Consider the following 12,982-nt stretch of genomic DNA (forward strand, 5'->3'; position numbering starts at 1 on the left):
GACTGCTGGTGTTATAATGTTTTGAGAAAGATATTTCTGTATTCAACTTTCATAGGCGGCCCTACATGTACTTGTACGCCAAGTAATCCTTCCTGCTTCCTGTTTACCGGATCATCATCAGTTACATCGCTCATGACAATTCCATTAATCAGATGCTGAAGCCGGTTTCCCGTGATGATTAGATGACTGGTATTCCAGTCATCAACCTTAATTTTTGATTTCAAAGTATTCGGGTCGCCCAAAGATCCCGTTACAGTCCTTTGTGTCCAGGCATTGTTAGTTATATATTTATTTAAACTATCGGTCGCGGTGTTCATCGCGTTGATAGTGACCTTTTCTCCAATGTATGCGAGTGTGGCCCTTGCCCGCTCTTCATAGTTTTGTCCGGTGTACTGATTTTGACCATCAATATCTGACTGGTAGCCTTTCAAAACATGAGGCACATCTTTCAATTCTTCACTCCTATAGTTAATGCCACTGTTTCCTGTTTTTGTAATACGGTATTCAAGTGTTAGTTCGAAGTTGGCAGGTCGCCCTCCGCGCCAGATAATAAAAGTGTTATGTTTTACGATTGTCTGAGGGGTAATCTCTCCCACCAGGTTTCCGTTTTCGACTCTCCAGTAAGTTGGATCGCCTTCCCAACCATTGAGCGTTTTTCCATCAAATATCCTCACAAACCCGTCTTTCTCCGGGGATTGTTGTCCTGCTGTCGTGCAGTTGCTTAAGGTGCCCACCAGCAACATAAGACATGTCCGGTATAATGTTGAGATTCCGGGTAATGACATGCACCGCGTTTTAGTGACCTGCACTGCGTTATTAAGTGAATGGATGTAAACCGGGTAACAAATGGTTTTGACAAATACATTCCACATACTCAAATCATTTTTTCAGTTCGCTGATCAAAACAGAAAGTTCTGACGCTACCTGCTGAGCTAACTTGTGATAACCGGCAGCATTGGGATGAGTGCCATCTCCACCCTGGTATAATTCAGCATTGTTTATCGTAATGCCCCACAGATCATCTATTCTTATGTTGCTTTGTTTAGTAATGAAATCGCTGGCGATCTTGTTTCGTTCTTTTATTCTTTCGGTCCTTGGATCGAAGGTATTGAGGTCGGCCCGGTTTCGCACCGGTGTCGAGCTTGCCCAGATGAGTCTGGCAGAAGGCGCTTTCTGCCTGATCGTTTTTACAAATGCCGGGAACGATGCCATGTATTCCCTTTCGGAATATGCCCATCCATGCAACCCGTTATTGAAATGTACGATATCGAATTTATGATAACTCAATATCAGCTCAACTTCAGATAACAGTGCGGGATCACCGATACTTTTAGACGTACATAGACGGCCGACAAATGCTTTTTCTGCGAGAAGCTTTTGAACATCCGGATAATAACCTCTCGTTATTGAATTTCCAATCAATAAGATCCTTGGCAAAGCCGTATCATTGGTGTTGGGCAACCACACATCGAGCCACTCAATACTTTCCCTCGGAGGTGTTTTGTTTTTCTGCGCGTTCAACGTTGCTGTTAATGCAAATACCGCTGTAACGATAAGTAGATATCTTCGTTTGTTCATCGTGTTAATTTAATCTTGCTGATGCCTGGGCAGTTGCAACTTACGACTCTTCACTAAAACGTTCGTTAAGATCGTAAATATGCATAAATTTTGTCCGAACACGTTGGTTCATTCCGCAGCAATTTCGTAATATATTGCTTTGTATTTGCGCCCGTCGAGAATGTATCTTCCGTTACTCTCAGGTACTTTCTGGCCCGTCCTGTTACCAACATGATCCAATACATAAACTACCTTATTGCGTCTTTTCTTTAACTGTAATTCGACCACAACCGGCTCCAGCAGGATCGGCGCTTCCCCGGTTTCAAGCAATTGATTCCTTTGATCATTGTATTGCATACCGGTGTTTCTAGCCCTGGCTACCGTGGTCACTATTATACTTTTCGCTGATGTAATGCCGTTATTTCTTTCATTAGTATGAATCAGCACTACTGAAAACTCATTTTGTGTTTTGATATTGAGGTCCCGGAATTTCAGCTCATTTCCGCTGCTAAATCCAACTGCACCCTGGATACCACTTGTGTTGAGGGTAAAATATCCTTTGGGAGACTGAAACCACTCCAGTTGACCGGTTGTTGAAACGACAGATGGTTGTTTGACCGGTACAACTCCTGCATTTGCCTTTTTCCCGGGAGTTTTCTCAAAAGATAGGACAACCCTGCCTTGAGCCAGGGCACTTAACGGCACGGTTGATTGTAATTGTTTAACGTCTGACTGTTGTTCAACTTTTTCAAAAAATGGAAGCCTGCCTTCGGCGAGCTCCGAAATCTCAACATTCCTTTGAGCAATGATTTCTGCGGGTTTCACGTCACCACGATATACCATCGCCGCGAGTGCAGGATACAGCGCGAGTTGGGTTGGAGATGTTACATTGTAAACTCCGTGACCACTTTGAATAGTCGGTGTGAAACGATCATGATCCATCGCGAAGGCAAATGACCCGTCCCAGTCCTGAAGACCCAACCCGTAGACTGCAACAATGGGTGCACTTTCAGCGGTCCATTCATTCGGTATTAAACTCATCCATTCCGATAAAAAGAAGGGCCGGTCTTTCACCTGCTGAAACCCGGTGCTCAATAACCCACTACCAGGGTGGGCGACCATGGCCTGGTTCTGCACGTTGCCAGGTTTCAAACTATGGCCGGTTCCACCACCGGAATAATTGTGACGGTCAATTACACCTGCCTGGTAGTCGGCATGCAGGTTAAGTAAATGTGCAAGGCCAGATCCGGCCTGCCAGCAGCTCCCAATGATCAATCCTTTATAACCGGTGGCCCGGATAGCAGTAACAAATCTTGAATAGAATAACTGTTGCTGTTCATATAAGAACATTGCTTTATCAATTACATGCTGTGGCAGTTTCTGATTTGTGGTCCAGGCTTTTTCGGATTGGGAGGAAAAGAAACCGTGATTGGGTTGGGGAAAAACATTTCTCTTTTCAAGTGATTCATCCGGTGGTAAATTGGATCTGCCCCAGGCATTAACGAGGGCGCTATCTGACTTATATTTTTTTAACAGGTAATCGGAAAAGAGGTTACAAAGTAACGTTTTGTAGGTCGGTGTTTGTTTTAGTGTTTCATTGATTGCCCCCCAGAAAATATTGTCTTCATTCTGAAGTTCAACAAAAGCAAGCGCGGGATCATCAGCATAACGCAGACCGGTATGTGGATTCCTGTGATTGAGCATATTTACAGTGAGTTCAATATTCAACTCCTGCAAATCCGGGGCAAAATTTACCAGCGATGCAGTTGTACCGTTTAGGTGTGACCATGGGAATCTGGTAGCAGCTACTTCTTTATAAGCAAGCAATCGACCGCTATCGCCCGGTAACACCCGATGTCCGTATATATGCGACCACCCGGTATATATACCCAATTTCTTTAAACGATAGGAGAAGTAATCGAAGTTTTTCCATTTGTCGTTTTTCAGTTGGGTTGAATAAACTCCATCTGTGGCTTCCCATGTAAACTTGTGAAACCGGACGGCGTTGATACCATAGGAGGCTATGAATGCGGCCCATCTATCCGCCTGGTTACTGGTGGGAAACGGGTTATTGCCTGCAACATTAACTCCCCAGAATTTTATTTGCCGCCCATCATCAAAATATAATCCGCTCCCTTTCATATTCACGAAACCGTGCCTCCCAGCAGGAGTATCGAGCCAATGTTTCATATTGATCCTGGACCCGGAATTATCTTTTCCCGGGCGAAACTCGAACCAGTCTGCAGCGGATTGTGCTGACAGTTCAGAAAACATTATTATATAAATGCTCAGAAGAAGAATTAAGCCCGGTGGTTTACGCTTTGTCATTCAGAACGTCTTAGGAAAGTATCTGGCCGAAGATACGCCGCAAATGAAAGCCCCCCGAAGACTCAGGGGGCAACCTGGTTGAATATGAAAAAATCAATACCCTTGATTTTGCGGAACATTCGGATTCACATCCGTTTCGCTACTTGGGATAGGAAAATTTAAATGCCTTGGTAATTGAAATGAAACTGTAGTCAGGTTAGAACTAAAGAAAGCATTGTTCATATTAATGATCCCCTGCATCTGCCACCTGCGGAGGTCGAACCATCTCTGACCTTCTCCTGCCAGTTCCCTTAGCCTTTCGTCCATGATCCATTGCATGATGGTCCCCCTGTTGCTTTCAGTTGTAGAGAAATCAGCAGGCTCGCTCCCGGTGCCCATAGCTCTGGCACGTGATCTCACCTGGTTTATATAGCCAATGGCTTCAGCGATTGACCCGTTCGACTGTAACACTGCTTCAGCCTTCAACAACAACACATCAGCGAACCGAAGTATCCGGTAGTTATTAACCGAGCCCACACCTGCCTGGTTTAACTTGTCAATGGTTACATATTTCCGTACGTTTCTGTTAGCCGGATTTAAAGTACTGTCTCGTCTTGGGTCACCGGCATTAAATGCATTCAATAATTTTGTTGTTCCGAAAAAACGTGACTGTCCCTGTTGACCGGTACCGTTATTGGAATAAAATCCCCAGTAAAATGAAAGGGATCCGACAGCATTATCGAAATCATTATCGAGCCACACATTATCACTCCCGAAGGCCTGGCCAGACTGAAACTCAAACAGCGATTCCGCATTATTTTCTGCCAGGTATGAAAAGTTATCGCTGAAATTAGAAAGCAGCGTGACCCCGGTTATTTTATTAAAAGCCGTCATCGCTGCTGTGTAGTCAGCTATCACTTTGGCCGCTGAAGCCCTGAACACCAGGCATTTTCCCAACAGCCCGTTAGCGGAAGCAGCCGTAACACGTCCCCTGTTTGATGCATCCCAGGTTGCAGGAAGCAGGGTGGCGGCTTCCGTGAGATCTTTAATTGCCTGGTCCAGCAACTGTGTACCCGTTGTTCCCGGTGGTAAAAACTGATCCGGCGTTACCTGTCTTTCTGTTACCAAAGGAGAGGTGCCGAACAGGTTCCATAGGTTATAATATGCGTATCCCCTCAGGAATAGAGTTTCACCTTTGTGAGAATTTTTCAGGCCTGGGGTTGTATAAACACTTCCCTGGTCCCCGTCAATTTTCTGAAGAACAAGATTCGCCCTGTTGATCAGTTGATAATGCCTGGAGTACAAATAGCCCAGTCTTCCACTACTTGGTTGCATACTGAATATTTCAAACTCTTCGCCTCCCTGGTTGGTAGTGATATCATCTCCGGGCAAAAGAAAAACAGTTACAGTGGTGTTGCCAGGACCTCCATTGAACCAAAAGAAATCAGTGAGTTTACTATAGACGCCGAGGACCGCTTTATTGAACTCACTTTCGGTACTGAAGTACGACTGTTCAGTTGGTCCGTGGGGTAAAAGATCAAGTTTGCTCTTATCACAACTATAGAAAATAGTAGCAATAGCAAAAACCACATATACCAGCGATATTCTAAATATTGATTTTCTCATTTCGGTATAAGTTTTTTGGGTTAGAAGGTGGCATTCACACCAAACAGAAACTGGCGCGTTGTTGGCGTATTGAAATCCGTCTCCGGATCCAGCCCGGTCCAGTTGGTTATGGTGAAGAGGTTAACCCCCGTCACAAAAAATCTGATGTTCTGGATGAAGCCGGTTTTATCTAATAGTGGTTTTGGAAGACTGTAACCGACCTGCAGATTTCTTAACCGGAGATATCCGGCATCCTCTACAAACCTGTCCGAGAACCGTGTTGGATTAGAGGGATTATTATACACTGCCCTCGGCATTGAAGTGGAGGGGTTCGTTGTTGTCCAGCGATCAAGGGCTGTGACCGATTGATTGGCAAGGCCGCCCAACCCTTCAAGTCCTGCACGTGTGCTGTTATATTTCTGTACATCCCCCACCCCCTGGAAAAAGATGTTCACATCGAATCCTTTGTAAGTTGCTCCGAAGTTAAACCCATAAAAAAATCCGGGAATTGTTTTGCCAAGGTAGGTCCGGTCATTGGCATTGATAATACTGTCGGGGGTTTTACTATACCGCTCCTTCGGTAATTTAGGGTTACCGTAAACGTCCTGGAAATACATATCACCCGGTTTGTACTGATATCCGGCGGTGGGATTTGTTCTGCTTTGATTTATGCTGGCATCCGCATAGTTTTTTCTCCAGGCATCAATCTCGGCCTGGTTCTGAAAAATACCCCCAACCTTATAGCCCCACAAATAAAACATCGAGTATCCTTCTTCAACACGGTTGGCCTCACCGTTAATGGGTGTACCACCATTTAAAGATATTACCCGGTTTTTAACCGTAGTAAGGTTACCGCTGAAGTTGAAATCTATTCCTGATATCCTGGTATTGTAACCAAGCTGGAATTCAAAGCCGGTATTTTTAACGGTAGCCACATTGAGGTCGGCATTGTTTTGAATACCGGTGTTGGGTGGCAGTGCTACACTTTGTATGATGTCGAAAGTTGTTTTGTCATAATATTCCGCGGTAAGGCTTACATGATTATCAAACAACTGTGCATCGAAGCCAATATTAAACGTTTTGAGCTTTTCCCATGTGAGTGTAGTATTTGCAAAATCGGGCAGTCTCGTGGCCTGGACCTGTGATCCGATACCGTTTCCATTTCCTGAGCCAAGCGGGTAGTCGGCCGTGAGCGAGACCCCTGATATATATTTGTAAAAACCGGCGGAATTTACGTTGCCTAACCTGCCCCAGCCTCCTCTTAATTTCAGATCATTGATAAATTCAGTTTTCGGGAAAAACTTTTCTGAACTGATGCGCCAGGCCGCAGCGAATGAAGGAAAATTATCCCATTTGTAGCCAGGAGCCAATCGTGACGATCCGTCTCTTCGCATGGTAACATCGAGATAATACTTGTCGCTGTATTTATAACTGATACGACCCATATAACCGATCAGCGCATCCTCCTGTAATATAGATGCGAATCCCTGGGTATAAGGTGGCTGGTTGGTTATGGATCTGAACTGGGGATCCGTAAAGTTTACCCTGCCGCTCAGATCACTGACATCCCAGCGTGCATACTGTTCACTTGCATTCAATATCACGTCAATGTTGTGATCCCTGAACAGGGTTTTTGTATAACTTAATGATATCTCCTTATTGATGTTAGTTGTAGTTCCTCTTCTTTCTCCATAACTTCCTTTGGCCTCTCCGTTCTGATTTGCATATGGGTTGCCGGGAGTCTGAGAAAAGCGCCATCCTTCCAGGAGGTCAGACCAGCTTTTTCTCAGGTTCATGTACCAGTCTGCACCAAATGTGCCTCTTAATCTTAAACCGGGTATGGGTTCAATCTGAACATAAGCATTACCCAGTGCACGCATCAGATCATACTTATTATCATTATAGGTTTGAAATGCAAATACATTAAATCGGGTCTGATCACCCCAAAGTCTTCGCGGATCACCGGGTGCAAAATTAAAAGGTGCACCGGCATCCAGTTTGGTCGGGTCATAAGCAGGATTCGGTACAAATGAACCAGAACTTGCCGGAGCAAATCCTGTTTTGTCTGCAGCATCGTAAATTGGTTGAAATGGAATCGTTGAAGCCATCGTTGCGAGGTCTGCCTGTGTATTTACTTTTGCGTGTTCCTGGATCAGCCTTACAGTTACACCGGTTGAAAGAAAACGGGATATCCTGGACTCAACGTTTAGCGCGAGAGAATACCTGTTTAATTCATTTGATTTTAACGGGCTTTCCTGGCTTGAATAACCAAAGGAAAGAAAGTAGGTGGTTGATTCACTGCCACCACTCAACCTGACGCTGTGATCCTGGATCAGCGCATCTTTGTTTAGGAGTTCATTCTGCCAGTCATATGTTGGATTATTGCCCGCATACAAAGGGCTCGAGGCATCATAACGGGGGCCAAACTTTTGTTCATAGCTTGTGTTCGCATCGGGGTTAGCCAGGTACATTTCTTTGGTAAGTGCATAGTACTGTTGTGTGTTTAAAACATCGTATGTCTTTGGAATGTTTTGGATGCCAACAGTGGAGCTAAGCTCCACCTTTGGTCTCCCGGTTTTTCCTTTTTTTGTAGTGATAATGATGACACCGTTTGACGCCCGTACTCCATATATAGCTGATGCAGATGCATCTTTTAAAACAGACACAGATTCGATATCCTGGGGATTGATCATGGAAAAAATATTCACCGGTGAGCGTATATCACCTGTTGCACCTGTTGTAACACCTGATCCTCCTTCATAGATCGGAACCCCGTCGATCACATATAAGGGCTCTGCATTTCCAAAGGTGTTCACACCTCTTATCCTTACCGTTACCCTTGCCTGCGGATCTCCACCCTGTGAACTCACAAACACACCCGAGGCCCGTCCCTGTAATGCAAGCTCGGGTGAGATCGCTGTACTCTTCTCGATTTCTTTTGCACCAACCTGAGAAATGGCACCGGTTACATCTTTACGTTGTCTCTGGCCATAACCAATAACTACTACTTCATTTAATCTCGCATTGCTGCTGGCTAAGGCAACCGTGGTTAATACTGTTGAATTGCCTACCGTCAATTCGATCGGTACATAATTGACTGCACTTATCACCAGCGTCTCACCCTCCGCAGCCGCAATCCTATATTCACCATTTGCATTCGTTATGGCTCCGCGCGTGGTTCCCTTTACCACTACATTGATATCCGGCAGCCCCTGGTTTGAAGCGCTGTCGACAACCCTTCCCCTTACCGTTTGTTGTGCAAAACCGGCTGTGCAAAAGATTATGCCGACCAACAGGAGGAAAATACCATAGTGAAAAACCCGTGAAACACTTTTAGTGCAGCGCATAAGCAATTCGTTTTATGTCAGTAAGTAGTTTGAAGATGCAGCGTGATATCAATGGTTCATAACAAACGAACGCGATTTGATACTACTAAATTAGAAGCTAATAAGAAGCCTTCCATACTGCACTATGCTGATAAAAGAATTGAACAAACAGCATAGTTATCCAGCGCTCTGTATGATTGTTTGGTGTGATTAATACACTTATAGTTGTCAATAGGTAAGTATCATCTCTACTACTGAACCCTTGTTCCCCGTGATGATCATATACTGACTCAATCGATGCCTTTCAACTGACGGTTGAACTTTGATGCCGTTAACCCAGGCACTTACTTTTTTACTGGTGGACGGTAAAAGGATGCGCAAATCGGTTTCTCTCATGTTTCCGGAAACCTTTATGGTTATGCTCTTTTTTTTCGGCTCATGCAGATATGTATATTTGGTATGGGTACCGGTCGGACCGTATACTACTGAAACTTCAGCACTGTCTTTACCCGCAGCCAGCCAACGTGGTGATACTTCAACCTTTGCAAATTGTGAGCTTTTATCGACTACCCCGGCTAGTCCCTCAATCAGCGCACTGTAAACTGCCGCCTGTCCCCAGTTGTCGGGTATCCCTTCATCTACTTTACCTTCAGGCGTATATGATACCGGCAGATCACCGTCATGTTTCTTCATCAATACTATCAATCGCTCAAGGATGTCCACCCCATATGTTTCAAATCCGTTTTGAAAGGCCGCTTTGGCAAGCTCTCCTGCCACTATGGTATTCACGCCACCGTTCATATATGAACCTGGCTTATAATCGGCAAAATGTGGTTGAACCGGTGGGTAAATGCCAAACCATTCTGCAAACGAATTTATCGTGTTGTTCTCCTACAGATCTTTATAGGATTTGATAATAGACTGCGCCATCTTATTATCCGGCAGGCCGCGGTTGATATCATAGGGATTGGAAAGACTTAAAGTATTTTTCTGATCCATTTTCAAATAAGCCGGCTGGGGATCATCTTCGACGAAGTGTGCATAGAATTTTCCGTTCCAGCATACACTATTAGTTCTTTTTTGAAAGCCGTCCGCTTCGTTTTTCCATTTTCGGGCAGCTGTTGTATCACCGGTAACTGCATATAAAACGGCTAGCTGATTACATGCGACAAACATACCACTGTTATCTCCATGCATAATTCCCATGGGTGTGTTCTCATCGATATTGAAGATGCCCTTTTGTATATTTCCGCCGTTGCGTGTATACTCCGCCCGCGTTGTCGGAAGCTGCATGAAATCCCAGGTATCAAGTGTATACCCACGCTTGACCAATTGATATTTTTTTGACCATCTCAAAGGGTCACTCATAGAATAGTTCATTCCTTTGACCAGCGACGGTAACCATTTTTTTACAAAGGCAGTATCGCCGGTCGATTGCCATACCGCATACACGCCCTCTACCACGAGGTATTCAAGATCTGCTTCAACGGGCAGGCGATGCATCTGTATCGAGTCTTCAGGAAACACTTTCCGGTAGCGCGGACTGAAAAGTTTCATCCGGTCATTGATACCACCGGCATTTATCGGGAAATAGTAGTCAAAATAGATGCCCTCTGCGGTTTGATTTTCAAGGTAAAACTCGAGAAAGGAAATCATATCAGGATGAATGTACTTCATTGCTTTCATCACATGAACATGATCCCTTATCCAGGGTACAAACACATTGCGTTTCCTGCCACCAAGTACGGCAACCCATTTTTCCTGGTAGTTCGTCATTCTATGTTCCAGCTGCTCCAACATAATTCCGAATTCACCTGTTTCCTTGCTAAAGCCGGTTTTGGTGGGATTTGCCTGCTGTGAGCTCCCCGCCAGAGTTGTGATACAACACATGACGACAATGAACAACGGACAGGGATGGTTGAAAACGCTGCGCATAAAATTTATTTTAAGTTATTGCGGTAAAGCAAATGCAACATAGCTATCACCGGACCTGGTTTTCATTTTACCACCACCACATGCAATAACAACATATTGCCTGCCATCAACTTCATAAATGGATGGTGTTGCAAAACCCGGCGCAGGCAATTTCACCTCCCACAATAACCTGCCATCGGATTTATTAAATGCGCGGAACATACCATCTTTAGTTGCCGCTATAAAAACCAATCCACCTGCTGTTATTACCGAAGCACCATAACTTTCGGTTCCTGTTTGTATTTTGCCCGATTCAAAGCCCGGCTCCTGTCCCAGTGGTTTTTTCCAGACATATTCACCGTTATTCAGATCGATTGCATTAAGGGTTCCCCAGGGCGGTGCAATGGCAGGATATCCTTCACGTGACAGAAACTTGCTGATGCCGGACATAGTATATGGCAGTTTAAAATACCGGTCATTTTTTTTGATAGTAGTATCAATAAATAATTTCTTTTCCTCGGTCTTTGATCCAAGAATGAACGATGCAATTGCGCTCCGTTGCGCAGCACTCAACTGCCCGAATCCCGGCATCATTCGCCTTCCTGTTATCAATAATGTATCGAACGATCCGGGATTATATTTCGCCCGTATCTTTTGTAATGGAGGAAAATTTGCTGAACCCTGACGGTCCCCACCATGACAAACCATGCAGTTAACCTGGTATAGTCGTTTACCTGCATGTCCAACCGTCTCATTGGCTATTTTCTGATTGTTGGTTTCCACCGCCTTCACTACCCAGGCCACTTCGTTTGAGTTTATATAAAGTATCCCGGTCTGCGGATCGTAAGATGGACCACCCCATTCTGCACCTCCGTCAAGCCCTGGAAATTCCAGTGTACCTTTTACAGATGGGGGATTAAACATGTGGTCATTTCTTAAAGACGCCCAGCGTGCCTTCACTTCCTGGTAAGACGAATCGGGAAGTAAATGGTTGAGATGCGCGCCGGTGATCTCCTGTCGCATAAAAGGCAGAGGCTTTACGGGATAAGGCTGGGTTGGTGATAATTGTTCGCCTACTAGGTCTGTGTTCGTTGGTACAGGTTTTTCAACAATATCATAAACAGGTTTGCCGGTTTCTCTTTCAAAAACAAACACATTGCCGGTTTTGGTAGTAATCGCTACCGCGTCTTTCCTGGTTCCGTCTTTACTTATTGTTACGAGCACAGGTGGAGCCGGGAGGTCCCTGTCCCACACATCATGATGAATATATTGGAAATGCCAGATGTATCTGCCAGTCGCCGCGTTCAGGGCGAGCACACTATTGGCAAACAAGTTGTCCCCTTTGCGCATTCCACCATAAAAATCATAGTTAGCGGAACCGGTTCCTGCAAATGCGATACCTCTTTTTGTGTCAAGACTTATCCCTCCCCATGCATTCGCTCCCCCAATCACTTTGTAGGCATCAGGGTCTTCCCAACTATCATGTCCTTTCTCGCCCGGTTGCGGGATCGTATGAAATATCCATTTTTGCATCCCGGTACGAACATCAAAGGCCCGGATATGCCCTGGTGCAGCTTCGGATCCTTCATGAACCCTTGTACCCATTATAAGCAGATCTTTGTAAATAATTCCGGGTGAGGTGGCGGTAACAAACAATGTCTTTACATCGCGCCCGAGCCCGTCGTGAAGATCGATCCGGCCACTGTCACCAAATTGCTTCACGGTCTCACCGGATGCTGCGTTAATACAGTACAGAAACGAGCCCGCGGTATAATAAATCCTTTTATCTTTTGCATCATCGCTCCAATATGTTACACCACGGGAATTATTATGAATAAAAAATCCACGCTTATCACCTGCAAGTGTATCAAACGGGTTGAATTTCCATAGCTCCCTACCGGTATTTGCTTTAACCGCAAATAATTTCATCTGCGGTGATGTTCCGTACAGAACACCATCAACGATGATGGCATTGCACTGAATCTGCGAAGCGTTTGCTGTATCTGCATCACCGGTATGATATTTCCAGGCAACCTGCAACTTACTTACATTGTTAGTATCAATCTGCACAAGAGATGAGTAATGGATGTTTTCAGCGGAGCCTTTGTATTGGGTCCAGGTGCTGTATTGTTTATCTGGTTTACACCCATATACTAACATGACCAGTCCCATGATCAACCCGGGATGAAAAACAATTGTTCGTTTCATATTGCCAGGATAGGAGAAATTATGATTAATACCATCACTCAATATATCGCAGGCATCGATGGTAA

Annotated in this window: 8 protein-coding genes; all 8 read right to left on the reverse strand. The window is 44.8% G+C overall.

Annotated elements, in window-relative coordinates; all coding sequences use genetic code 11:
- Window positions 1–11: 11 nt before the first annotated feature.
- On the reverse strand, window positions 12–785 hold the full coding sequence (locus ACX0G7_RS01460) for a 3-keto-disaccharide hydrolase (protein WP_458921627.1): 774 nt from the start codon (window positions 783–785) through the stop codon (window positions 12–14).
- A gap of 94 nt (window positions 786–879) precedes the next feature.
- Window positions 880–1,578 carry an SGNH/GDSL hydrolase family protein gene (locus ACX0G7_RS01465; RefSeq protein ID WP_458921628.1) on the reverse strand — a complete coding sequence of 233 codons (699 nt, stop codon included), beginning with the start codon at window positions 1,576–1,578 and terminating at the stop codon, window positions 880–882.
- A gap of 108 nt (window positions 1,579–1,686) precedes the next feature.
- Window positions 1,687–3,885: a hypothetical protein gene (locus ACX0G7_RS01470; RefSeq protein WP_458921629.1), complete on the reverse strand. Its 2,199-nt coding sequence runs from the start codon at window positions 3,883–3,885 to the stop codon at window positions 1,687–1,689.
- 93 nt (window positions 3,886–3,978) lie between these two features.
- Window positions 3,979–5,490 (reverse strand): RagB/SusD family nutrient uptake outer membrane protein, encoded by a 1,512-nt coding sequence (locus ACX0G7_RS01475; RefSeq protein ID WP_458921630.1) that lies wholly within the window; start codon window positions 5,488–5,490, stop codon window positions 3,979–3,981.
- Between the two features lie 20 nt (window positions 5,491–5,510).
- Entirely contained in the window at window positions 5,511–8,816 is a 3,306-nt protein-coding gene (locus tag ACX0G7_RS01480) for a SusC/RagA family TonB-linked outer membrane protein (protein ID WP_458921631.1), read from the reverse strand.
- 207 nt (window positions 8,817–9,023) lie between these two features.
- Window positions 9,024–9,596: a hypothetical protein gene (locus ACX0G7_RS01485; protein ID WP_458921632.1), complete on the reverse strand. Its 573-nt coding sequence runs from the start codon at window positions 9,594–9,596 to the stop codon at window positions 9,024–9,026.
- Between the two features lie 90 nt (window positions 9,597–9,686).
- Window positions 9,687–10,730, reverse strand: a complete 1,044-nt coding sequence (locus ACX0G7_RS01490; protein WP_458921633.1) for a hypothetical protein — start codon at window positions 10,728–10,730, stop codon at window positions 9,687–9,689.
- Window positions 10,731–10,745: 15 nt separating this feature from the next.
- Window positions 10,746–12,917 carry an outer membrane protein assembly factor BamB family protein gene (locus tag ACX0G7_RS01495; RefSeq protein WP_458921634.1) on the reverse strand — a complete coding sequence of 724 codons (2,172 nt, stop codon included), beginning with the start codon at window positions 12,915–12,917 and terminating at the stop codon, window positions 10,746–10,748.
- Window positions 12,918–12,982 lie beyond the last annotated feature (65 nt).

Source organism: Flavitalea antarctica (assembly GCF_054461535.1).

Bases quoted from the DNA above. Each gene is read 5' to 3' on its own strand.
- ACX0G7_RS01470 (WP_458921629.1), bottom strand. From the start codon at position 3,885: ATGACAAAGCGTAAACCACCGGGCTTAATTCTTCTTCTGAGCATTTAT.
- ACX0G7_RS01460 (WP_458921627.1), bottom strand. From the start codon at position 785: ATGTCATTACCCGGAATCTCAACATTATACCGGACATGTCTTATGTTG.
- ACX0G7_RS01475 (WP_458921630.1), bottom strand. From the start codon at position 5,490: ATGAGAAAATCAATATTTAGAATATCGCTGGTATATGTGGTTTTTGCT.
- ACX0G7_RS01495 (WP_458921634.1), bottom strand. From the start codon at position 12,917: ATGAAACGAACAATTGTTTTTCATCCCGGGTTGATCATGGGACTGGTC.
- ACX0G7_RS01480 (WP_458921631.1), bottom strand. From the start codon at position 8,816: ATGCGCTGCACTAAAAGTGTTTCACGGGTTTTTCACTATGGTATTTTC.
- ACX0G7_RS01485 (WP_458921632.1), bottom strand. From the start codon at position 9,596: ATGAACGGTGGCGTGAATACCATAGTGGCAGGAGAGCTTGCCAAAGCG.
- ACX0G7_RS01490 (WP_458921633.1), bottom strand. From the start codon at position 10,730: ATGCGCAGCGTTTTCAACCATCCCTGTCCGTTGTTCATTGTCGTCATG.
- ACX0G7_RS01465 (WP_458921628.1), bottom strand. From the start codon at position 1,578: ATGAACAAACGAAGATATCTACTTATCGTTACAGCGGTATTTGCATTA.